At 58.4% G+C, this 23,951-nt stretch carries 20 protein-coding genes; 17 read left to right on the top strand and 3 right to left on the bottom strand.

The window, feature by feature from the left end; genetic code table 11:
* Nucleotides 1-285: 285 nt before the first annotated feature.
* Nucleotides 286-1,578 (bottom strand): MFS transporter, encoded by a 1,293-nt coding sequence (locus IVB13_RS35070; RefSeq protein ID WP_247492166.1) that lies wholly within the window; start codon nt 1,576-1,578, stop codon nt 286-288.
* 276 nt (nt 1,579-1,854) lie between these two features.
* On the opposite strand from IVB13_RS35070, the gene IVB13_RS35065 reads away from it, so the two are divergent.
* From IVB13_RS35065 to IVB13_RS35040, 6 genes are all read left to right on the top strand, one after another.
* Nucleotides 1,855-2,457 (top strand): XRE family transcriptional regulator, encoded by a 603-nt coding sequence (locus IVB13_RS35065; RefSeq protein ID WP_247285523.1) that lies wholly within the window; start codon nt 1,855-1,857, stop codon nt 2,455-2,457.
* 33 nt (nt 2,458-2,490) lie between these two features.
* Entirely contained in the window at nt 2,491-3,132 is a 642-nt protein-coding gene (locus IVB13_RS35060) for a 2-hydroxychromene-2-carboxylate isomerase (protein ID WP_247342118.1), read from the top strand.
* A gap of 748 nt (nt 3,133-3,880) precedes the next feature.
* Nucleotides 3,881-5,230, top strand: coding sequence for a pyridoxal-phosphate dependent enzyme (locus IVB13_RS35055; RefSeq protein ID WP_247492164.1), 1,350 nt, complete (start codon nt 3,881-3,883; stop codon nt 5,228-5,230).
* A gap of 3 nt (nt 5,231-5,233) precedes the next feature.
* Nucleotides 5,234-5,941 carry a VTT domain-containing protein gene (locus IVB13_RS35050; protein ID WP_247447188.1) on the top strand — a complete coding sequence of 236 codons (708 nt, stop codon included), beginning with the start codon at nt 5,234-5,236 and terminating at the stop codon, nt 5,939-5,941.
* Nucleotides 5,942-6,072: 131 nt separating this feature from the next.
* On the top strand, nt 6,073-6,966 hold the full coding sequence (locus IVB13_RS35045) for a transporter substrate-binding domain-containing protein (protein WP_247285530.1): 894 nt from the start codon (nt 6,073-6,075) through the stop codon (nt 6,964-6,966).
* A complete protein-coding gene (locus IVB13_RS35040) occupies nt 6,966-9,788 on the top strand; it encodes an EAL domain-containing protein (RefSeq protein WP_247492162.1) in 2,823 nt (940 codons plus the stop codon). The genes IVB13_RS35045 and IVB13_RS35040 overlap by 1 nt, the downstream gene beginning before the upstream one ends.
* Nucleotides 9,789-10,168: 380 nt before the next feature.
* Here the strand turns inward: IVB13_RS35040 and IVB13_RS35035 are convergent, their stop codons facing one another.
* Nucleotides 10,169-11,716, bottom strand: coding sequence for a Fic family protein (locus IVB13_RS35035; protein ID WP_247492152.1), 1,548 nt, complete (start codon nt 11,714-11,716; stop codon nt 10,169-10,171).
* 1,198 nt (nt 11,717-12,914) lie between these two features.
* Between IVB13_RS35035 and IVB13_RS35030 the strand changes: the two genes are divergently transcribed.
* The 11 genes from IVB13_RS35030 (at nt 12,915) to IVB13_RS34980 (ending at nt 23,493) form a co-directional block, all read left to right on the top strand.
* Entirely contained in the window at nt 12,915-13,208 is a 294-nt protein-coding gene (locus IVB13_RS35030) for a DUF485 domain-containing protein (RefSeq protein ID WP_247447184.1), read from the top strand.
* A 9-nt stretch (nt 13,209-13,217) separates the two neighbouring features.
* Nucleotides 13,218-14,783 carry a cation acetate symporter gene (locus IVB13_RS35025; protein WP_247492149.1) on the top strand — a complete coding sequence of 522 codons (1,566 nt, stop codon included), beginning with the start codon at nt 13,218-13,220 and terminating at the stop codon, nt 14,781-14,783.
* A 25-nt stretch (nt 14,784-14,808) separates the two neighbouring features.
* Nucleotides 14,809-16,233 carry a CmpA/NrtA family ABC transporter substrate-binding protein gene (locus IVB13_RS35020; RefSeq protein WP_247492148.1) on the top strand — a complete coding sequence of 475 codons (1,425 nt, stop codon included), beginning with the start codon at nt 14,809-14,811 and terminating at the stop codon, nt 16,231-16,233.
* Nucleotides 16,233-17,081: an ABC transporter permease gene (locus IVB13_RS35015; protein WP_018458425.1), complete on the top strand. Its 849-nt coding sequence runs from the start codon at nt 16,233-16,235 to the stop codon at nt 17,079-17,081. The genes IVB13_RS35020 and IVB13_RS35015 overlap by 1 nt, the downstream gene beginning before the upstream one ends.
* 4 nt (nt 17,082-17,085) lie before the next feature.
* On the top strand, nt 17,086-17,886 hold the full coding sequence (locus IVB13_RS35010; protein WP_247492136.1) for an ABC transporter ATP-binding protein: 801 nt from the start codon (nt 17,086-17,088) through the stop codon (nt 17,884-17,886).
* Nucleotides 17,887-18,075: 189 nt separating this feature from the next.
* The gene (locus IVB13_RS35005) at nt 18,076-18,969 is read left to right on the top strand and encodes a LysR family transcriptional regulator (protein WP_247377015.1); all 894 of its coding nucleotides are present in this window, start codon (nt 18,076-18,078) and stop codon (nt 18,967-18,969) included.
* Nucleotides 18,970-19,057: 88 nt separating this feature from the next.
* Nucleotides 19,058-20,041 (top strand): molybdopterin-dependent oxidoreductase, encoded by a 984-nt coding sequence (locus tag IVB13_RS35000; RefSeq protein ID WP_247492134.1) that lies wholly within the window; start codon nt 19,058-19,060, stop codon nt 20,039-20,041.
* A 92-nt stretch (nt 20,042-20,133) separates the two neighbouring features.
* The gene (locus tag IVB13_RS34995) at nt 20,134-21,210 is read left to right on the top strand and encodes a carbon-nitrogen hydrolase family protein (protein ID WP_247492132.1); all 1,077 of its coding nucleotides are present in this window, start codon (nt 20,134-20,136) and stop codon (nt 21,208-21,210) included.
* Between the two features lie 116 nt (nt 21,211-21,326).
* Complete coding sequence (locus IVB13_RS40015) at nt 21,327-21,560, top strand: hypothetical protein (protein WP_247360731.1); 234 nt, start codon at nt 21,327-21,329, stop codon at nt 21,558-21,560.
* Between the two features lie 199 nt (nt 21,561-21,759).
* Nucleotides 21,760-22,371, top strand: coding sequence for a glutathione S-transferase (locus tag IVB13_RS34985; RefSeq protein ID WP_247285543.1), 612 nt, complete (start codon nt 21,760-21,762; stop codon nt 22,369-22,371).
* A 27-nt stretch (nt 22,372-22,398) separates the two neighbouring features.
* The gene (locus tag IVB13_RS34980; protein WP_247492129.1) at nt 22,399-23,493 is read left to right on the top strand and encodes a pyridoxamine 5'-phosphate oxidase family protein; all 1,095 of its coding nucleotides are present in this window, start codon (nt 22,399-22,401) and stop codon (nt 23,491-23,493) included.
* 113 nt (nt 23,494-23,606) lie between these two features.
* Here IVB13_RS34980 and IVB13_RS34975 read toward each other — a convergent pair.
* Nucleotides 23,607-23,951 (bottom strand): aldehyde dehydrogenase family protein (locus IVB13_RS34975; RefSeq protein ID WP_247492127.1); only part of this gene is annotated, 345 nt, incomplete at its 5' end.

Genomic DNA, 23,951 nt, shown 5'->3' with positions numbered 1-23,951 from the left:
AGACCTCATGCCGTGGCGATTCCGCAAAACGTCAAGCCAGCCTCAATAGGGTTGCGGCTAAGCGCTTACGGTCCTCTCCGCCTAAGCCAAAGTCAAGCGATGATCGCTGCGAACGTCACTGCTCTGTCAAGACCGGCGCTGATGGTGGACTGCAGTCGTTACGAGAATGGTCGCCACGCGGCACAAGAAGGCCGCACTCCAGCCGGATAGCACGAGCGTGCGAAATGCTGGCGCGCAGAGCAACGCGTCAGCATTTCACGAGAAAGCTTCGGTGCTTGGTAGCGTCTATTTCGATGGTTTCATCGAAAAGGCGCAAGCGGCAGCCACCAGGGCCAGCCCTCCCAAATAGAAGCCGATGGCCAACGTGCTGCCCGTCGTGGTCAGCAGCGTGGTTGCGATGATAGGGGCAAGGCCTCCGCCAATTGCAGCCGCGATCTGAACGCCCAGCGACATGCCACTGTAGCGAACCCCGGGCGGAAATTGAGCCGAATACAGCGCGGGCTGAAGCCCGAACATTGTTGGATAGATAAGGCCTAAGGAGACGACGATACCGAGGCGGATCAATAGGGGATCCTTGGTATTGACCATCAGAAATAACGGAATGGCAAACAGCGCGAGCAGAATGCCGCCGACGCCGTAAATCGTGCGGGCGCCGATCTTGTCGCCGAAATGTCCATATATTGGAATTGCGAACAGTCCGACGGTTGCCGCAATGAGAATGCTATTCAATACCTCAGCCCTCGAGAGACCGAGGGTGACGGTCGAATATTGAAGGATGAAGATCGTGACGAGATAGAACAATGTGACCTCTGCCAGCTTCGCTCCCACGGCCAGGAGAAGAGGGCGGAGATGCGTGCTCACGACTTCAGCGCTCGGCATAGCGACGGTCTGTCCTTCATTCTTGGCTTGCAAGAATACCGGGCTCTCGGGAACCTTCGATCGGACAAAACTTCCCAGCAGGATGAGAACGATGCTCGCGAGGAAGGGCACTCGCCATCCCCAAGCCAGAAAATCGCTCTCGGAGAAGGAGCTCATATGGGCGAATACCAAGGTCGCGAGGATTAATCCGGCTGGAGTGCCTGCCTGCGGCAAGCTGCCGAATAGCGACCGCTTGTTGCCATCGGCATGTTCGACGGCCATCAGTACCGCGCCGCCCCATTCGCCGCCCACGGCAATTCCCTGGCAGATTCGAAGAAGGACGAGCAGCACGGCCGCCCAGATACCGATCTGAGAGTAGGTGGGGAGCAGGCCAATCAAAACAGTCGGGATGCCCATCAGGAAGAGGCTGAGGAGAAGCATACTCTTTCGGCCGATCCTATCTCCGAAATGTCCGAAAACGAGTCCGCCTAGCGGTCGCGCAAAGAGCCCAACGGCAAAGGTCGCGAAAGAAGCCAGCGTGCCGCTGACGGGATCAATGCTGGGGAAGAACAGCTTGCTAAAGACCAGGGCGGAGGCCGTCCCGAAGATGAAAAAGTCGTACCATTCGATGGTTGTTCCGACCACTGTCGCGGCCACAACCCATCCCTTCGAGGTCGGCTTTGCGGCGGTTGTCGTTGATGCATGCTCATAGACAGTCATCTCTTCTCCGTTGAAGTTGATTGGCCCCGGCTGCCTTGACAATTTTTTCCACGCGTAGTCTATAGGGCAACTTGTTGCCCGCTGGGAACCATATAACAGTCCGTCACTATTGAAAAGGGCGCGGAACGGTAAGGCGAGGTGTGGTCATGACGAGCGCCCGAGGCCTACCGCTCCGCGCTGGACCTCTTCGTTCATTGACAAAGCACATTCAGTCGCCACGATGCTTGGGGAGACAAAAAATCGTGGAAATCTGGTCTGCCAGTCCGGTGATGAAGAATGATGAGCAAGAAGACAATTCGGACGACCAAATTCGAAGCGAGTGTTTCAGAGCAGCTGCCGGCGGGACGGATCGGCGCTCGTTTGCGTGCCTGGCGCCGCAACAAGAACATGACACTCGACGAGCTGGCTCTCGCGACGGGACTGAACAAAAGCTTCCTGTCCCGGATTGAGAAAGACGCCAAGGCACCGTCGATCGCAACCGTGATGAAGCTCTCTCGTGCTTTGGACATTCCCGTGGCGCTGCTATTTGGTGAACAGGTCGCGGACTCGGACATCCATCTGGTTCGTACAGCGAACCGGCAGCCGGAGGAGGATCCGGTCCATGGATACTCTTTTGTATCCCTATCGCCAGCGGGGCCGGGCCGACGGGCGGAAGCTTTCTTAATGACGCCGCCGGCCCACTTCAGTGAGGCAACCTACGCAGAACATTCCGGCGAGGAGTCGCTCTACGTCATTACGGGCCGCGTCGAAGTGAAGTTCGCGGACCGCAGTGTCGTCATGGGCCCCGGAGATTTCCTGCAGTTTCCGGGGCACCTCGTTCACCACGTGCGGCGGGTTGGCGCCCGCGCAACCGTCCTTATCGTCATTAGCCGAGACTGATCCACGCCCACCACCTTCCGAAGGCCTGATGCTATGCTTGATCAAGATGCGCCATTCATCGACTACTATGTCTGGCTGATGTCGGACTGGGCCTATTTAGGGCAGGTCAGATTGTCACAGATAAGCGCGCGTCACGGAGTTCGTGTCAACTATATCCCAATGCGCATGCAGGATGTCTATGCAGCAAGCGGCGGGATCGTTCTTGAAAAGCGTTCATGGCAGCGACGCGACTATCGCATCGAGGAGCTTAAGCGTTGGAGCGAGCGGCTCGGGATGATCGTCAACATCGAGCCTTCCTATTTTCCTGTCGACGTGGATGTTGCGTCCTGCATGGTAATTGCGGCGCAAAACCAAGGCTTGAATGTCGACCGTCTCGCGAATGCAATGATGCGCGCGATTTGGGTCGAGGACGAGAACCTCGCCGACCGCGACACGCTGCTGAGAACCGCGGATCGCGCGGGTTATGACGGCTTGAAGCTGTTGGAGGGGGCGGCAGGTGCTGCCCGCCTGGAATACGTATCCAATACCTCTCGGGCATTGGAAGCTGGTGTCTTTGGATCGCCGTTCTATGTGTTCAAAGGCGAACGGTTCTGGGGGCAGGATCGGCTGGATATGCTTGAGGAGCGACTGATCCGCACAAAAGGCGCTCCGCTGGGGCGCAGGCCGCAAGCCTGATTCGTTTCGAGTGTCTGAGCCGATCCGACGTCGACGCGGTCACCGTGTCGGCTTCAGAGGACTGTCGGCCCAACTGCGGGCAGGCGGCTCGGCAGCGGGTCGTCTTCCAAACGGTACAAGCGTAGCACAACCGCCCCTCGTTGGAGTCGTCGGCACGCCTGGCATTGGCTTGCCGCAGGCCGGACACGCCTTCCGGATCGGAAAAGCGCTTGGGTCTGGTGTTTCTCACCTCGACTATGAGTCAGCCACTCTCATTCGCAATTGTTCGGGCGCGGTGCTGGCCAAGGCGCCAGCTGACCGTGCCGTGCGTCGGCGCCTACACCAACGACGTGCGGAGATTGCGCGACAGCCGAGTGGCGCCAACGCCGGATACAATGGGGGCGCAGACGGGAAGTGCGCGCGCACTAGCAAAGGGCCCTTCTGATCCACTTTCCGGACGACCCGGAGTATATCTCTTGATGCGGTCCGATGGGCGAAGCCCTTGCGCCAAAACAATAATACGGCGGGGCTAATCGCCGTACTGCCAAGCTGGTTTGAGCTAGATTTGATCCTGAGCACACCTTCAACGCGTCTGCGTTAAGCAAACCTTTGAGTATTTCGCCCGTGAGCGCGCATGCGGATTGGAATAGGGTTAAAAAAGCGTTAACCTGAAGCTACACCGAGTAGCATCCAGGCAATGAACCTCTCTCGCCGGAACTTCATGCAAGCGGCCCTCCTAGGCGGCGCCGCGTTGGGCGGAGGTGCCGCGTTGAGCGCGGTCGCCACCCATCAACGTCGCCCCCTCCCGTTGTCGCCGCTCCCGCACGCCGCTGATCTTGCAGGCTTGGCTCCCTCGTCCGCAGCGTTGAAATCGCAATCCTTGGCGCTCGGTAGATACTTTCCGTCCCTGCTGGATCCCGATGCCGAAGGCGGTCCTTTCATCTGCAACACGCTTTCAAGCGATAATTCTATTGCCGATTACATTCGCCAGGGCGAACCCGGTAATTCGGTTTTCCTGAGGCAGGTTGAGTCCCGCGCCACCATTCCATGGACCCCCGTTTTCTTGAGGGGAAACAACCAGCTATTGCAGTTGCCGTCGTCTGTGACGCGACAAATAGACTGCTCTGATCTTTTGGTGATGAATGAGAGTAGTGCGCGTTATCCCGTCTTTGGCAACAAGGCGCGCAAGTACGAATTCCTGCTCCCGAATCTGAAGTGGTCCGGCTCCAAGCGTTTAGGGACGGTTGGCGCGGTCTCCAGCAATCATGCTCTGCAATTTGCCCTGGCCAATCGTGTGGCCGATTTGACCGGTGACGGACAGCCGCTGAATTGTGCCCTGGACTTGGTACTTTTCGAGGTGCCGGGAGCTACCACGGACATGGCGCGGCTGGGGATTTTGCGAGGCCTGGTTGAACACGTTGCCATAGCCAAGAACAACATTGAATTGGTGGGCGAAGCTTCCCAGGAATATGCGAGAAATTGGCTACATCCAGATACGGATTCGCTCGTTCCCCCCGGCGGCTCGAACGATCTGAGTGTGTTGGGACATATGAATGCGATTGCCGAGTTGGCGCAGTTCCTTAGCGCCGCTCAGGCGTGGAGTGCACCGCCCGACGTGATTTTTGTCGCCATGGGCAGCGGCTCGACGGTCTTGGGCCTTCTCCTGGGCGTCCATTTGATGGGATGGAAGACCAAGGTCGTGGGAGTGGCCGATCAGGACAAATCATATCTGACGCGATGGCTTGTCAACCGGCAACCTTCCTTGCCATTTGTGGAGGGGAATGTCGCCAAACTCGCTCGCAGCACGGTCCAGTGGCTGCAGCAAATCCGCTTTCCAGGCATCTCTCCTGATGTGCTTCGGGTGATGCAAGGCGAGATATTCGTGCCGGATTCCACCAGCTGGCAGCCCGGCTACGGCTTGGTCGAAGCCACCGACGTTGCGTGGGCGAACGAGTTGGAGGAGGCGGGACTCAGCCTTGATCCAGTCTTTACTTTGAAAGCATGGCGCTCGTTGCTCACCATGTCTAAAGCGGGGGCGCTCAAGAACAAGAAGGTTCTTTTCTGGAATACTTACAACAGCTTTGATTACATGCCGCCTCTTCTATCCAGCTTGGGATAGCCGATGCGTGGTTACCAGCCTTTGATCGTCTATATAGCAGTCGTCATGTTTCTGACGCTGGCATATCTTGCATCACCTATTTCGAGAGAGGCCTTTTGGCAGGTGTTTCCGGGGCTTGAAACAATGGCCCAAGCGCATCCACTCGGCACCGCTGTGGCGTTTCTGGTCACATCCACTGTCCTTGCATTTCTGTCCTTTCCCTCCATGCCAATGATTTGCCTGGCCGCCGGTTTTTACATGAACGGGCTGGAGGGAGGCATCACCGTGCTGCTCGGCAGTGCCTTTGGCGGTTTGAGCGCGTTTCTCTTCTATCGAAAGCACATTCAACGTCCCAGCGCTTCATTATGTCAGCAATCGGCTGTGAGACTCTGGTTGACCTTGCTCGGACTACGCCTCTCGCCCCTCGTGCCCGCACCACTGGTGAATTTCATCGCCGCGATGCTTGACGTCACCCCTCTTCAGTACCTGACGACCAGCATGTTGGGCGGCGCGCCGCTGGTCCTGTTCTATGCGCAAATAGGGCAGCAAGGGCATCACTTATTGTCCGGCGAAACACCGCATTGGCAGCAGTTTTCCGGATATTTGACCATTTTATGCTTAAGCACGCTGTTGAGCGCGATGGGTCCGTGGCGGTCGGTGCTAAACGACCTCAAGAAACTGAAAGGCACGCCCGGATCAAACCTTCCGCTGCACTCAGCACCTGGTCTGTAATCAATCCTTTGCCGACAAACTTGGTTTTTCCGAAAACTGAAATCTACTTTGTTGTATTTCGCCATCCTTTCTTAAACTCACAGCTATAGATTGCAGGCGCTTCTCCTGGTACAAAGGTAAAGAGCGCCTCCATGTCCCTGAAACGCTTTGTCCGCGTGTCGCTGAGCGGCGCCATGGTCTTCCTTTTCGCGACTTCCGGCTGGGCAGCTGATCTTGCAGAGATCAAGCAGCGAGGCGAAATCCGCCATATTGGCATCCGCTACGCCAACTTTGTGACCGGCGCGGGCGATGGTTTGGAGGTCGAGCTGATGCAGGGCTTCGCCAAAAGAATTGGCGTTTCCTACAAGCTCGTCTACTCGGATTTTTATTCGGTCATCCGCGACCTGCTCGGCAAGGATGTGGTGCGCAAAAATGGCGAAGTGACACTGGCAGGTGACTATCCCATCAAAGGCGATGTGATATCGAGCGGCTTCACCGTGCTGCCCTGGCGTGAGGCCATTCTTCTATATTCCGAGCCGACCCTTCCTTCGCAGGTTCTCTTGGTGGCACCAGCCGAGTCTGATCTGCAGCCGATCCAGGACGGCGCGGATCTTGCGGCAGACATCGTCAACACCCGGAAGGCGATCGGATCCAAGAGCGTACTCGTGATGGAGCGCACCTGCTTGGATCCATCCAATTACGGCCTGGTCAACGTCGGTATCGATTTAAAGGCTTACAACAAGAGCGCCAACCTGAACGAGATGGTCCCGGCCATGCTCAACAAAGAAGCCGAATTGACACTGCTCGACGTGCCGGACGCCATTCTGGATTTGCGCAAATGGGCGGGCAAAATCAAGATTCTGGGGCCGATCTCCGAGCAGCAAACGTTGGCAACCGCCTTTCCGAAGGACGCTCCAGCTTTGCGCAATGAATTCAACGCGTATTTGAGCGAGATCAAGGCCTCCGGCTTCTATGACCGGCTGGTGGATAAATATTATCCCGGCATTCGTCGATTTTTCCCGGAATACTTCGCGAAAACGAATTGATGATATCTTCGCTGATCAGATTCAGCCGATCGTTAGCTCCACGCTGGCTCTTGATAGCAGCAGCGGCGTTTCTGCTGTCGATGTTTTATTTGATTGGCAATCTATATACGTCGCAAGTGGAGTTGCGGCAAAATGCCGATGCGCGTCTGGTGTCACTCGGTGAAGGGCGCGCCGCCGAGGTCAGCGATTTCTTAGCTGAACGGCGGCAAGCCGCCGCACGGCTCGCGGCCAGCGAGGACATTTCCAACTATTTCAGCAATCTCGATCTCGGAATGTCCGTCAAATATGGCCTCTTCGCCAATTTGGCTGCAATCGAGCGCCGCTTTCAGGCGACGGTGGGTGAGGAGAAATATCAGGGCCAAGCCGCCTATTTGCGGTTGGCTTTCTTCGATCGCAACGGCGTGGCGCAAGTTAATGTCGGCTCGTCCAGCGCGACGACAGCTTCGCCGGTGCGTAACGCCCTGGCCGAACCATATATTCAGATTGACGACAAGCGCCGCCTGATTGTGGTCAGCGTACCGGTACTCCAGAAGGGCAAGATAAGGGGAACGGTCGAGACCGTGAGCAGTCTCAATCTACTTTCCTCATTGGTTTCTACCAACAACCTCGGCCAGCCGCGCGAATTCCTCCTGGGAGACGATGGGCAGGTGCTGCTCCCGATCGAGCGAGAGCACTCGGCCGTTGTCACCGAAGGCCCCTCGCTGGCCAAGCTTCCGTCTGGCCGCATACAACCTCTGTCAAATCTCAGCGCTTCCGAGCTGAGAGGATATCTCGCACTTCGCTCGCCAGTTGCCGGTACTCGACTTTCCGTCCTGAGGCTGGCCAGCGAGGATGAGCTATACGGTCGTACGCTTTCACCCCTCTCCGTTTTCTATGTTGGCCTCTTCGCTATCGTGCTATTTATGCTGGCCATCGGCTTCGAGCGAATGCGTCAAAATGCGGCGCGGTTACAAATCAAGTTCGTGGAGTCCAATCGACACCGAGCGGAGCTGGCCGAAAATAATCTCGCTCTCTCGGAAGAGATCAGGCGGCGCGAAGCCATTGAGGCCGACCTGCAGCGGCAGAGGGAGGCTCTTGACAAGTCAAATTCTGAATTGCGCATAGCCGCGGCTGCTTTCAATTCTCAGGAGGGCATGATCGTCACCGATACCAAAGGCGTAGTCTTGAGTGCCAACCGCGCCTTCGTGGGCTTAACCGGCTATACGATGGAAGAATTGGTTGGACAAACCCCGCGACTGTTCCGGTCTCATCGGCGTGATGGCGAATTCTACCGCAGTATGTGGGGTTCCGTTCAAGCAACTGGCGGCTGGCAAGGTGATATGAGTCTCAGGACCAGGAGCGGCGAAAACTGCGCGCGCTGGCTGACTATATCTGCTGTGAAAAACGAGGCGGGCGAGGTCACCAACTACATCGGCTCGTATTATGACATTTCCAAACTGAAGCACGCTGAGGAAAAGATCCAAGAACTCGCTTTCTTTGACCAGCTAACAGGTCTGCCGAACCGCGTCCTGCTAATCGACCGCGTGCGCCAGGCCGTCAATGCGAATATCCGCAGCAAATCCTACGGCGCTTTGCTGTTCATTGATCTGGACAATTTCAAGACACTGAACGACTCGCTGGGTCACCACATGGGCGATATGCTGCTGAAATGTGCGGCTCAGCGCCTCTCCCATTGTGTGAGGGCGGATGACACAGTTGCCCGCTTTGGCGGCGACGAATTTGTCGTTCTTCTCGCCAATCTGGGTACACAGAAAGCAAAGGTCGCAGCCTTACAGGCGGAAGCGATAGGCGAAAAGATACTCGCAGCCTTCACCGAGGTCTTCCAACTCGATGCGTATGAATATCCCTGTACCGCAAGTGTTGGCGTGACCTTGTTTTCGACTGATGAGTGCAACGTTGACGAGTTGCTCAAGAGAGCCGATCTGGCAATGTACGATGCGAAAACGGCGGGGCGAAATGGCCTGCGGTTTTTCGACCCGGCCATGCAGACTATGATTACAGCCCGCGCTGCCCTCGAGACCGATCTACGAGAAGACCTTAAGAAGGAGCGGCTTTTGCTGCATTACCAGCCGCAGGTCGATCACGAAGGAAGGCTGCTGGGGGCAGAAGCGCTGGCGCGCTGGCCGCATGCGCATAAAGGGATGATTTCTCCTAGCGAATTCATCCCGGTCGCAGAAAGCACCGGCCTCATCCTTCCGCTCGGCGCCTTGATGTTGAAGACTGCGTGCCGTCAGCTGGCTCGCTGGTCAACCGATCCAGCGACCGAACGCCTGACCATCGCGATCAATGTCAGCGCCCTGCAGATGCGTCAGAAGAATTTTGTCGAAGAGGTCCGCGCGATCATTGAGCAAACCGGCGCCAATCCCCATCGCCTCAAAATCGAACTCACTGAAAGCACATTAGTCAGCAACGTCGACGATGTGATCGCCAAGATGGGCAAATTGAAAGCGATTGGCATCGGCTTCAGCCTCGATGATTTCGGGACCGGCTATTCAGCGCTTTCATATCTGAAGCGTTTGCCGCTTGACCAGCTCAAGATCGATCGCAGCTTCGTCAAGGACGTTCTGGTTGACTCTAACGACGCCGCGATAGCCCAGATGATCATAGCGCTTAGCAGAAGCCTCGGCCTTTCAGTCATTGCCGAAGGCGTCGAAACGGAAGAGCAATATGCGTTCCTGGCGCGACATGGACAGCTCAGTTACCAGGGCTATTTGTTCGGACGGCCTATGCCGGCGGAGGATTTCGTGAGTCTCGCCCGAGCTTTCTCGCCGCGTCACCGTTTGAAGCGGATACGCGGGTCGGTCAATCAGGCTTCCGCATAGGCCGTCGGCGTGAGACGCCAATTGCTGTTGTTTCTTGTCGTTTTGCGAAGCAGCCGTCCGAGTGCAACCGACACCACCAAAGCCCAAGCGAGGCCATAGCGGCTGCTCGTGGTCCAAATCGGGCGCGCCGGTCCCCGGCGATTTCGTGCCTGCTCGCATTATGTCGTCGTCATCGGTGGTTCCTCTGGTTGCGTTGGCGTGTCGCAACCGACCCTACTGGAGAATTGCCGGTGGCCAGCGCAATGGCGCCCGCCTGCCACGGCCCTATTAGAGGCGCACGACCGGGTGGCTTTGCTCTACCGAGCTACACCACAACCGTGGACACGACCCGTACCACCGCTGGAAAGAATGGGCTTCCTGTCTCTGCGCAAGACGCGCCGTTAGTCACTTAAGGCTCCGCTTTGACCGAATGAGTCCGCGTACAATTGCTCAATTTTCACAACTTCATCTTGAGTGAGCTCGGCGAATTCGTTCTTTCGTGCCCGCTTTGAAAGTCTTCCTTGATTCTGTCGCAGAAAGCCAAACAGGTTGTTGAGCGTTCGCTCGGGCATGTCGATGATGTTTTCGACTCCGGATCGGAACATATCGAAGTTGCGCAGGAAGCTCGTCTCATTCGGAAGGTCCAGCTCAATGGTCTGGCGAACACATTCGTACAGAAATTCCGCGTGCGGGGTCGCGTCGAAGAAGCGGTAAAAATCCCCGGTGTCGTTCAAAACCTTCACATTATTCTTTGGGGTCGCTTCCCATTGAACGCACGGAAGTAGCCTGTTGGAATAGCTTTCCAGCACGCCTTTGTACTCGGTGATCCGGTCAAGAATCGCCGACGACACTGGAAAATGGACCCCGGCCGGATTAAATCCGCGCCGCGCGAGGACATGATGCATCAGATATCGATGGATGCGTCCGTTGCCGTCCTCGAATGGATGGATATAAACAAAGCCGAAGGCGAGCACCGCCGCCGCGATAATGGGATCGAGCTCGTTCTCAGCGGTGAGATCGAATGCGATCAATCCTGCCATAAGAGAGGCGATGTCTTCATGCCTCGCGCTGATATGGTCCGGGATAGGGCGCTGTGTATCGCGGTCATGCTCTCCGACGAAGCCGCCTTCCTGCCGGAACCCGAGCTTCACGAAACGCTCGTCTCCGATGACGATGCCTTGCAGGCGCAAAAACTCCTGCTCATCGAGCGGCGCGCGTCCAGCCTCGCCGATGGCGCGTCCCCATCTTTGAATGCGATCCTGAGGCGGCCTTTCTCCCTCGATGATGTAACTGGACTTTGAATCTTTCAGCAGCAGAAAGGCGGCGGTCCGCGCGAGCAAATCCTTCGGGACTTCGCTGACGACAGCGCGCGCGCGCTCCTTCCAGTTCTGCGCGAGAAATTGGTTCAGCGCGGCCGTCTTGAAAACGAGCGGACAAAATTCCGGGGTGCCGGGAAGGTTGTTGCGAACGCGATGCCGGCCGGAATTCGTGCCAATCCCTCCGAACTGGAGGTCGGTATCGATGGCGTCTACATATGAGACCTTGTCTGTAAGCGACAGATTCAGCTCGCAGCCAAGCAACCACTCGTACAGAAACCAGATGCGTCGTGTGTAAATGCCGGTCGGCTTCTGCCGGACAAGCTCCGCGATGTCACCCTCGTTAACGACTAGGAAAAGCCGCTTCAGGACGGAAAGATCGACTCCTTCGTTCTTAAGGGCAAAAGTCAGGTGTCCCTCAAGCGAGGCCTGGGGAGCATGGCGAGGCGTGTAGATCCGCCAACCATCCTGTTCAATGATACGGTGCCGGGCTCCGATGGCCGAAAGGGTGCGGGGGACCGGCACGGCCAGCTTGTAAGTGTCGATGAGCGCGGCATAACCCGCGGGGACAGCGGGCTCAGGCAATCGCCTATCGTGAAAAACATTCACCGATCCTGAAAATTCTGCGCTCACTTACATTCCTCTGAAAAACATTCCCGTCCTCGAATTTTAGTCACTGAGGGCTTGGATTTCGAAATTCCATCATACCACGTGAAAAACAGTCTCTCAACGGATTAATCATGAAAATGGTTCACTTTGGACTGAGAACCCGGCCCACGATTCCAGTAGCGGACCAGGTCGGTCCGGGATGGAACCCGTCATGGCGCCGGTGATCTGCCGACGTTCCGGTTTTCAAATTCGCCATCATTTTCATGACGTTCAGATAGGGCTGATTTTACGCTGAAGACGACGAATTCTCTTGGCATTCAGACGCGCTGCGATGCCCGGCACGACCGCGGTCCAGCCAACCGCACTGCACGACCTGCGAGGCGCTGCCGCTCTTGAAGACCGACCCGGGCGTCCAGAAGCCGGCGAGGCCACATCCTTGTCAATCGCGGCTCCGACCCTGACCGCAAGAGAGAGGCCGTCGCCGGTGACATCGGGATGAGCAAGCGTGTTCGTCATGCTGGTGGGGTCCGCTTAGCTCGGCTCGCTGGCAGGCCCGGTCTTGACTGGCCAGCGTTTCGATCTCGCTCGATAGTCCCTCGATACGCCCATCCAGTCGATGCGAGTCTTCCGCTAAACCCTCGATGATGCGCAACATGCAAGGCGAAAAACATTGGCGCTAATTGCCAAGATACCGGGCAACTCGAACAGGGAATGTAGGCTTTGTCGCACACCATGCCTCGCTCCAGGAGGAACGCACGGGTCTGTTTGATGGACGGGTGCGCTGACCGACAAATCGACCGCGGACGCGGTGCAGGGCCTGGAAAGTCGAGTAGATCGGCAGTGTGACGCGCTGCGCGAGAACCCCGATAGAACTCCTCTTGTACTTCCGGTACCGATGGAGGTCGCGCCCGCTATTCTGCGAGGTTTCCGGTTTGACTGCATGTCCGCAGCTCGGACTCACGCCACCCATCGTGGTGCCGCCCTCACGCCTGCCCAAGCCCGCGCCGCCAAACGTAATCCTTGCATGCAAGGATCAATGCCGTCGCAGGCGCGCCGTCATTGCCGGCATGGTTGTTGTCGCCGCGACCGTCGAGACGACACAGCATCGCCTTCGACGAGGCCGCAAATCTGCACAGTACATTGCAAAGTTTCGTGGTTCCCGACGCTTGCGGCTCGGCGGAAGCTGGCCGGTAGTGGATATCAAGACCTTCTGGGAGGGTGGATGGACGCGCAGACTTCCGTCAATTCCGGCGTCGTGCCTCGTTCTGTCACGCTTGCGAGCAGGCGCCTTCGGATCGCGCTGCTGCTTTGTGCGACGATGATCACGATCTATTTCGGCTTCATGGCATTGTTCGCATTCGACAAGCCGCTTTTGGGCACTGTGCTTGCGCCCGGGCTCTCGCTTTGCATCGTGCTCGGCCCTCTCGTCATCGTTTCATCGTTCCTGCTCTGCCTCATCTATGTGCTGTGGGCGAACCGGGTATTTGATGCCAGCCTTCGTGACCTCGAACGATAGGACCTCGCGATGGCCAACAACTCGCTCTCGATCGGCTTCTTCTTCGCATTTATGGTCCTGACGCTCCTGATTACTTACTGGGCGGCGCGGCGCACCCGTACAACGGAGCACTTCTTTGCCGCGGGCGGCGAGATCACTGCATGGCAGAATGGCTGGGCGCTCGCTGGCGACTTCCTCAGCGCGGCCGCGCTGCTCGGCATTGCCGGCATTGTCACCTCGAATGGCTTCGATGGCATGGTCTACTCGATTGGATGGCTGGTCGGCTGGCCGATCATCCTCTTTCTGATTGTCGAGCCACTGCGCAATGTCGGGAAATTCACGTTCGCGGACGTGGTCGCCTATCGGCTCAGCCAAAAGCCGGTTCGGCTCGCCGCGGCGGTCGGTACGCTGGCGGTGATCCTGTTCTACCTGATCGCCCAGATGGTCGCGACCGGATCGTTGATCAAGTTGCTGTTCGGCCTGCCCTACACTTGGTCGGTGGCTTTGGTCGGTGCTGCCATGCTCATCTATGTGCTGTTCGGCGGCATGCTCGCCACCACCTGGGTGCAGGTGGTGAAGGCGGCGCTGCTGCTCGCCGGCGGAGTGATCCTGGCAGTCCTGGTCCTGATGCATTTCGAAATGAACCCGCTCAAGCTGTTCGCCGCAGCGGCGGAGAAGTACGGCACAAGAGTGCTGCAGCCAGGTTCGAAGGTGGTTTCGGGGCAATGGGACGCGATCTCACTCGGCCTCGGGCTGATGTTCGGCACCGCGGCGATGCCGCACGTCCTGATGCGGGTATACACGGTTCGGGACTCCAAGGCCGCGCGACTATCGATACTTTATGCCACCGGGCTGATCGGCTTCTTCCACCTGATGGTGTTCATCATCGGCTTTGGGGCCATGGTGCTGGTCGGCCCGGAGGCGGTGATGAAAGCCGGCGGTGGCGGCAACATGGCTGCACCTCTGCTCGCCCTCACAGTCGGCGGCGACGCCTTCTTCGGTTTCATCTGCGCAGTTGCGTTTGCCACCATGCTGGCGGTGGTGGCAGGCCTGACGCTTTCCGGTGTGGCTACGTTGTGCCATGATGTCTGGACCAACGTCGTTCGCCACGGTACGGCATCGGAGGCTGAGCAGCTCAAAGTGGCGCGGATCGCCACCGTTGCCATCTCGGTGCTGGCAATCGTGCTCGGCATCACCTTCGAAGGCCAGAACGTGGCCTTCATGGCCGGGCTCGCCTTCTCCATCGCCTGTGCCGCCAATTTTCCATCACTGGTCCTCGCTATCATCTGGCGTCGCTTCACGACGCCAGCGGCCGTCGCTAGCATCATGATCGGCACGCTAAGCTCGCTGGTGCTCATTGCGCTGTCACCGACCATCCAGGTCGATGTGCTCGGTAAGCCGCTGGCCCAGGTGAGCGGCGCCTGGTGGTTCGTCTCGCTGCGTAACCCGGCCATCATCAGCATGCCGCTGTCGTTTGCCGTGGCGATCGCGGTGTCGTTGTTAACGCGGGAAACGAACGCGGATGGCCGCTTCGACGAGATGCAGCATCGCATCCTGTTCGGGCGCTCAAGGACGATGCCGCAATCGGCGCAGTGAACCAGAGCTGGGAATTCCGAATGGCATGCGCGGAACTGCAGATGCTCCTGCACAATTTCGCCATTTGCCCTTCGAGCGTCAATGTTACGATTTTGAGCCGGACATTTTGACCAGGGGGACAGAAATGCGCGACGCCTCACATCACCATCGTTTCATCGGCAGCCTGTGCAGTTGCGGAGCGCATGCTCCCGCGCAGCCGACCGTCGAAGAGGCCGTGTCCGAAAGCGTCCAGCAGGCACTTCTGCATGGCCTTTTCCCGCAGCCGGTTTTGCGGCGGGAACTGCTTCGCACCGTTGGCGCTGGGGTGATCATCGGCGCTCTCTCCAGCATCCTGCCAATCGACACCTTGAAGGCAATTGCCCAGGAGCGAAGGCCTCTCGAGAAAACCAAGCTGGCTGTTGGCTTCCTCCCGATCACCTGCGCCGTTCCGCTGATCTACGGCGAAAGGCTCGGCAGCTACCGCAAGGAAGGTCTGGATGTCAGTCTGCAGAAGATCGCCGGTATCGCGCTGATCCGCGACAAGATGCTCAACGGCGAGCTGGACGTCTCGCAGCAGGTGATGCCGGTCCCCCTGACGATGACAGCCGGCCTCGGCGGTAACGTCCAGTCGATCAAGGTGCTGACCATCTTGAACCAGAACGGCAACTCCCTCGTCCTGGCCAACAAGCACAAGGACAATCGGGATCCCAAGAACTGGAAGGGCTTCACATTCGCGGTCCCATTCGAGCAAAGTCACCAGACCCTGCAGCTGCGCAACTATTTGGCTGCCGCCGGGCTCGATCCGGACCAAGATGTCAAATACCGCATCGTACCTCCGACCGAATACGTGGCGAGCCTTCGCGTCGGAAGCATCGATGGTTTTTTCGGCGGAGAGCCGGGCGGTCAGCGCGCGGTCTACGAAGGCGCTGGCTTCATTCATCTGATCTCGAAGGATATCTGGGATGGGCATCCTTGTTGCTCTGTCACCGCCGCGGAAAGCTGGATCCAGCAAAATCCCAACACTTTCATGGCGTTCTACCGCGCCATCATCGCGTCCAGTCTTCATGTCTCGAAGCCGGAGAACCGGGTCGGCATGGCGAAGGTGCTGTCAGAGCCGCAATATCTCAATGCTCCCGAAATTGTCCTCGAGCAGGTTTTGAGCGGCACGTATGCCGACGGCCTTGGCACCATCCGGAAAGATCCGCGGCGGGTTGATTATCAGCCGTTTCCGCAATATTCGGCAGCAGTTTGGCTGATGACCCAGCTCCGGCGCTGGAACATGCTAAAGGAGGATGTCGACTATAAGGTGCTCGCCGAAAAGGTGATGCTGGCGACCGATGCCGCTCGGATCATGCGCGAGCAGGGCGTGACGCCGCCAGCGGTCGGCTTCGGCACCGAAAGGATTCTCGGGAACGAATTCGATTCCAATAAGCCGCAGGACTACCTGGCTTCGGTCCGGAAGGGGGGCTGATGGAGGTGTCACGCCGGCTGCAGCAGCCCTGGGTATCCTCGGTCGCGATCTTCATCGTATTTGTAAGCGTCTGGGGCTGGTTCACCGCCGGTTCGTCGGGAGGTGTTAGCGCTGCCGACGCCGAATATGCCCGACTTGCCGGCCAGAGCGCGCCGGGTCAGCAGGCCGGTGCGATCCCCTCACCGTGGATCGTCGCGCTCCGCGGCCGGGATCTGATCACACACGCCTTCGATCACGACAATCCCAACAATCTGGGCATCGCATGGCATCTGGCCTATTCCATGGGCCGCGTAGCACTGGGCTTCACGCTGGCCTTACTCGTCGCGGTGCCCCTAGGCTTCTTGCTCGGTCTATGGCCTGCTTGCCATCGCGCGTTGGATCCTTTCATTCAGATCCTGCGGCCGGTATCGCCACTCGCGTGGATGCCGCTGGCGCTCTATACGTTCCGCGACAGCACCGTCTCGACGATCTTCATCATCTTCATCTGTGCAGTCTGGCCGATGTTGATCAGCACGGCAACCGGGACAGCTTCCGTGCGGGCTGAATGGCTGAACGTCTCGCGCGTATTCGGTCTTCCACGATTAGAGCATGTCACGCGCGTCGTCTTTCCCGCCAGCGTGCCTATGATCCTGTCGGGAATGAGGATCTCGATCGGTATCGCCTGGTTCGTCATCGTGGCTGCCGAGATGGTCGGCGCACAGAGCGGCATCGGGTACTTCATCTGGAACGAATGGAATAATCTCCAGATCGCGAGCATGATCGTCGCCATCGTCCTGGTCGGCGGTATTGGATTGGCGCTAGATATTTTGCTCAAGCGAATAGGCGAAAGCCTCAGCTTCCGGGAATAGGACGATGGCGGATCTCGAGATCAACGATGTGTCAATGTCGTTTGTTGACCGTTCTGGCAAGGGGCTTCTTGCGCTGGATAGAATCTCGCTCGCTATCGAAGACAGCGAGTTTGTCTGCTTGATCGGCCATTCAGGCTGCGGCAAGAGCACGTTGCTAAACATTGTTGCTGGCCTTCTGGCGCCTACAAAGGGTGCAATACGCTGCGCCGGGACGACGATTTCTGGCCCGGGGCCGGAGCGCGCAATGGTCTTCCAGAGCCATGCTCTATTGCCCTGGATGACTTGCTACGAAAATGTTCGCCTTGCGGTCAAACAGGCCTTCAAGGGTGCCGCGGCATCCGAATTGAAGGATCGCTCAGAGCAGGCGCTGAAGCTTGTTCACCTGGAGCACGCCATCAACAAATACCCATTCGAGGTGTCAGGTGGAATGAAGCAGCGGGTGGGCATCGCTCGCGCTTTTGCGGTCGAGCCTAAGGTGCTGCTGCTGGACGAGCCGTTCGGCGCGCTCGATGCGCTGACCAAGTCGAGCCTTCAGGACGAACTGGTTCGCATCGTGGAAAAGACCCCGACCACGGTTGTAATGGTCACGCACGACATAGACGAAGCGATCTTCCTGAGCGATCGAATTGTCGCGCTCTCGAACGGACCGGCTGCGCGAATCGGCCAGATTTGGGAGATTGATACTTTGCGACCGCGGGACCGGCTCAAACTGGCGACCCACGCCGGGAGTCTGCAGTATAGAAAGGAAATTCTCGAGTATCTGTATCGACGAGAATGCGTGCCTCAGGGAATGGTAGAGCTATAACGGCCGAGATCGTTGCGGCTGGAGCGCGAGAGCGGGCTGCGCCCCGTGGCTTCAGGCACCGAAGGCACGGAAATCGCCTGCAGGCACCTTGAAAGCCGCCGTAGAAGATTGTTTGATCGGGCGGGCGAGGCGGTCACCCACCGTCGGATTTTCGTCGTTGGCCTCTTCCGGATTGGCACGCAGGAGCGAATGTTCGACTGGAACGACCTGAAATTCTTCCTTGAACTCGCCCGGCAGGGGCGGTTGATGCCGGCCGCGCGGCGCCTCAAAGTCGACCACACGACGGTCAGCCGGCGCATTTCAGAGCTTGAGCGAGATCTTGGTATCAAGATTTTCGACCGCAAGCCGAACGGGTTCGTGCTGACGGAGGACGGGCACAAGCTCTACCAAGAGGCCGAGAAAATTGAGGGCGCGGCCCTCGTGATATCGGAAGATTTCCGCGCCACGCCCGCCGAGCCCACTGGTCGCGTCCGGCTGACGAGCATGGAGGGTATTGCCGCCTTCTACCTTGCCGAGAAGTTGGTCCAATTCAATGAGAAGCACCCGGGCGTTGTCGTGGAGCTTGTGACCGAAAGGCATCTGATCAATCTGACCAAACGCGAGGCGGATGTGTGCATCAGCTTCGTTCCCCTCGTGGGCCCCAAACTTTCGGTCAAAAAAGCTGGCGAGTTCAAGCTTGGGCTGTTCGCGTCGTCCAGGTACATCGTGGAACGGGGGACGCCGGGCACCATGGAAGAATTGAAGCGTCACGATTTCATTGATTATGTCGACGATCTCGTGGCTATCCAGCCGGTGCAGTGGCTGCACGACGTCCTGGTGCCGGAGAGCGTCGTCTTTCGATCGACCAGCATGGCAGCCCAGCAGAATGCGATCGCTGTCGGGCGTGGCATCGGCCTTCTGCCCTTCTTCTCGGCAAAAAAGGATCCTCGCCTTGTATGGCTCATGAAAGATGTGGTGGTCACGCGGTCGCTCTACATTTCCGTCCATGAGGATATCGAATATATGGGTAGGGTGCGTACGCTGCTGCGGTTCCTTCATGAGATCTTCAAGGCGGACAGAGCGTATCTGAACGAATTCGGGTGATCGAATACGCGCAAGTGTATCTGCGGAATTTCTTACGGTCGACGTCCTCCCGTGATGTACTAGAATGCCGGCGCGAGGGAGCGCTGCGATGGCTGACGACTTTACGTACAAGGTACGCGGCTTCTTCGGCCGAATTCCCTCTGAACCGCATCTGCTGACCGACCGCATCACGCCAGTCGAAGGCTGCATCGTGTTGTGCCATCTCGGTGTTCTCGATGTCACTCATAGGGATGATTGGACGCTCGAAATCGCCGGCCTGGTCGAGACGCCCGCGAGCTTCTCCGTCGGTCAGCTCAAGTCGCTTCCAAAGACCGAGGTGGTCTCGGTGCATCAATGTGCAGGCAGCCCGCTGGCGCCCGACAAGCCCACGCAGCGGGTCTGCAACGTGCGCTGGGCGGGCGTTCGTCTGGATCATGTGCTAGGATCAGCGGGCGTGGCGAGGAGCGCAAATTTCGTTTGGTCACAGGGGGCGGACTCCGGCGACTTCGGAGGCATCGCGTGCGGACATTACATCAAGGATCTGCCGCTCTCCCGGATATCCGACGACGTCTTGCTCGCCTACGAGATGAACGGAGCGCCGCTGCTTCCCGAGCACGGGTATCCGTTGCGGTTGGTGGTCCCGGGCTTCTACGGCACGAACAGCGTCAAATGGCTCCGCAAACTCGAATTGCGCTCGGAGCGGGCTCCGGGCGTCTTCACCACCACATGGTACAACGACCTCGCGCCGGACGGCTCGACCCAACCGGTGTGGGCGATCGCCCCCCAATCGGTCATCGTGGCGCCAAAGCCGAATCGTCAGCTCAGGCGTGACGAGGTTTTGCAGGTCTGGGGATGGGCTTGGGGTGACGACGGAATTGCGGCGGTCGAACTGAGCGCCGATGAAGGGCGGAGCTGGCAGGGATGCCGCTTGGAGAAGGTGTCAGGACGATCCTGGACCAAGTTCACCTGTGATTGGATAGTAAAAGAGGGATGCTGCGGTCTCCTGTCTCGGGCGATCTCGCGATCGGGCGAGAATCAGCCGGCCGGCGGCCGACGCAACGCGATCTATCGCGTGCCGGTCCTGGTCGTCTGAAGACGCGCAACCGCTCGTGCAGATTTTCCGCATTCGCCACCCGCCGGCGAAAGACTAACCTGTGGTGCCAGAAACCGAGAGGATCGTCTCAAATGCCGTCGAATTTGCCGCGCTTCAAAGCTGCCGCGTGCCACACATCTTCAGTTTTCCTCGACGCGGCCAAAAGTGCAGACAAGGCCTGCGACCTCGTTGCCGAGGCGGCACGCAACGGTGCCTCGCTGGTTGCTTTCCCGGAATCGTTCATTCCCGGCTTTCCCGTGTGGGCGGCGCTGCAGGCGCCGATCATGTCTCATGATTTCTTCAGAGCGTTGTCGGCCCAGGCATTGCGGCTCGACAGCGCGGAATTGACAAAGGTCAGGATGGCGGCCAAGCGCCACAACGTCGTGGTCTCTATCGGTTTTACGGAAGGGACGGTTGCCAGCCTTGGCTGTATCTGGAACTCCAATCTTTTGATCGGTCAAGATGGATCGATCCTGAATCATCATCGCAAGCTCGTTCCGACCTTTTACGAGAAGCTGGTCTGGGCTGCCGGAGATGCGCGTGGGTTGCGCGTCGCGCAGACCTCCATCGGCCGCATTGGCATGCTGATTTGTGGTGAGAATACGAATCCACTTGCCCGCTATTCATTGATGGCGCAGGGCGAGCAAGTTCATATTTCGACCTACCCGCCGATCTGGCCGACGCGTCCCTCCAAGGAGAAGGGGGGCTATGACCTACGCAGGGCCATCGAGATCCGGGCTGGAGCTCATTCGTTTGAAGCCAAATGCTTCAACATCGTTTCGTCCGCCTGCATGGACGTAGGTATGAAGGACGCGCTCGGACAGGCTAACCCCGCCATGCTGGATCTGATCGAGGGCACACCGCATGCTGTATCGATGATCCTCGATCCAACAGGGCAGATTATCAGCGACGTCCTCTCAGACAGCGAAGGCATCGCATATGCCGATATTGACGTCGCGCAATGCGTCGAACCGAAGCAATTTCACGATGTCGTAGGCTACTATAATCGTTTCGATGTGTTTTCGCTGACGATTGACCGTTCGCAGCGAGAGCCGGCCGTTTTTATCGACATGGAGAAAGGCGAGGGGGACGAACGGCCGGTCCAGTGCTCGCAGCAGGAGACGGTCAGACCCAGAGTGGCCGAGCTTGAGCGGGCAGTTGCGGACTGAGTGATCCATCAAGGGGGCCGAGATGAAGCGCGTTCTCAGCGAGCTGTTGGAGCAGCGACCGACAGAACTCGTGCGTTCCGCCGTCGGCTCCCTTTGAAGGTCGGCGCGCGAAGGATGTGATCATTTCGGGCGGTTACAACGTTCATCCGAAGGAGTTCGAACTCGAGATCGACCGCATTCCAGATGTGCTCGAAAGCGCCGTCGTCGGACTGCCACATCCTGATTTCGGCGAGCGAGTTGTCGCGGCCGCCGTCCCGACGGCAGGAGGCGCTGCAGGGGAAAGGGATGGCGTGGCGGTGCTGAAGGACGGCTGGTTCCCTACAACCTGCCGATCAACGATTTCTGCGTGAGCGAGCTGCCCGGAATACGATCGGAGAGGTTCAGAAGAACGTGTTGCGCGAGTTCAGAGGGAAAAAAGGCGGCCAGTCATTCTGCTCGTCTGGATCGTTGCAAAAACCGCAATGGTAAATTGAAGGAACATTCGATTATCGTCCGAATGGGAAATGATAAGTACCGAGACATCGTTTGAATAGCGAAAGCGAGTTGGGAATGTCAGCTACGATCAAGCTCTATGGCGGTAAATTGTCGGGACACAGCCACCGGGTCGAGCTCATGCTCGGGCTTCTCTCGCTTCCTTACGAGTTGATCCCAACGCCCCCTGCCGAGCGGAAGACGCCGGCCTATCTCGCAATGAACCCGTTCGGGCAGATACCTGTCGTCGATGATGACGGCACCGTCGTTGCCGATTCCAACGCAATCCTGATCTATCTGGCCAAGCGCTACGACACTACCGAGACGTGGCTTCCGGAAGATCCGGTCAGTGCGGCTGCCGTGCAACGTTGGCTGTCCGTGGCAGCGGGACAGCTGGCATATGGACCAGCAACAGCTCGGCTGGGCAAGGTGTTCAACTTGCCCGTCGATGGCCGGCAAGCGGCCGGGGTCGCCAGCAGTCTTTTCAGCGTGATGGATGGTCATCTTGCGAAGCACGAATTTCTCGCGGCAACCCATCCGACCGTGGCTGATCTCGCTTGCTACAGCTACACACGGGCCGCTCCGGAGGGAGGCATTGAACTGTCCTCCTACCCGAACATTGTCGCCTGGCTGGGGCGGCTGGAAGCACTTCCGAATTTTCAGCGGATGCCAAGCGCGCCTGCGAGCTGATCGGCAAATCTTCTTCGAGGTGCGGTCATGACCAGCCTTTCCGAACGGAGCTCGTCTCCTTTTCACCAGGGCGAGATCGACGTGCAGCGACGCGTCGGCGTGGCCGACAGAATGAGCGAGCGCGGGAAAACCTCCATCCGCACATGGATGCCCGATCAGCACCGTGAATTCTTCGCAGGACTCGAATACCTCCTTGTCGGCTCGTCGGACCGAGCGGGCTGGCCGATCCCTTCGGTCCTGTTTGGCCCGCGCGGATTCGTCTCTTCACCGGATCCAGGACGGCTGCGCATCGGATCGTTACCGAAAACCTTCGACCTGCTCGGAACGAATCTTTCCGTGGGCGCCAGCTTGGGAGTGCTGGGCATAGACCTGACCAATCGTAGGCGAAACCGCATGAACGGAACGCTGATCACCCTCGACCAGACAAGTTTCGAGGTGGCGGTCGTGCAGAGCTTTGGCAATTGCCCTCAATACATCCACACGCGCCATATCAGCGCGGCACCATCCGCTGCGCCGGAGCAACTCGGTCCCGGCGAGGTCGAGGCGTTCGCCGTCTTGGACGATGCGGCACGAGAGCTGATCCGCCAGTCGGCGACCTTCTTCGTCGCCTCATGTGCGGCTTCAGATGACGGATCATCGTTCGATTGCGATATTTCTCACCGCGGCGGTAAGCCAGGCTTCATTCACGTGGCGGATAACCAGATCACCGTTCCGGACTTTGCGGGTAATTCCTTTTTCAACACGCTTGGGAATTTTATGTCCAATCCCAGGGCGGGACTGCTTTTTGTCGACTTTGTCGTCGGCGATGTCCTAATCCTGCACGGGACGATCGAGTTGCTCTGGAATGATCCGCCGATTCAGGGCTTCAAGGGCGCCGAGCGCGCCTGGCGGCTTCATGTCACGGCCGGCCGGAGAGTGCGCGCTGCGGCGATCCCTCTCATCGGAGAGGTGGTCGAATATTCTCCGAGGGCGCTCACCACGGGAGCTTGGCCGAGAGGTGAGCGTTCCCAGTGCCCCGATGGAGCTGAGGAGAGCGAGCATGACAGCCTCGAGCGGCCGATGGAGATCGACAGGGCCAATCTGATCGCGGCCCGAGATTCTAGGGCGATATTCACGGATTGATCGGCCGAATTCAGCTCTCTGGCGCGACTGCCAGAGTTCACCATTTGGGGGGCCGGGCCAACTGGCGGGTTGAGAAGGCCGTGGAGCTGCCACGGCCTTCCATTCGGAGAAGATCAGGACATCGTCGGCATCACGAACTCGGCGCCGGCCCGGATGCCGGTCGGCCAACGGGTCGTGATCGTTTTCAGCTTGGTATAAAAGCGAACGCCCTCGGGGCCATGCATGTGATGGTCGCCGAACAGAGAGGCTTTCCATCCGCCGAACGAATGGAATGCCATCGGCACCGGGATCGGTACGTTGATGCCCACCATGCCGACCTGGATCTGATGCGCAAACTCACGCGCCGCATCGCCATCCCTGGTAAAGATTGCGGTGCCGTTGCCGAACTCGTGCTGGTTGATCATGTCGGCCGCCTCGTCATAAGACTTGGCCCGGGCCACCACGAGCACCGGTCCGAA

Source organism: Bradyrhizobium sp. 17 (genome assembly GCF_023073515.1).
Classification (GTDB): Bacteria; Pseudomonadota; Alphaproteobacteria; order Rhizobiales; family Xanthobacteraceae; genus Bradyrhizobium; species Bradyrhizobium canariense_D.
This window is presented reverse-complemented; position numbering and strand designations above follow the sequence as displayed.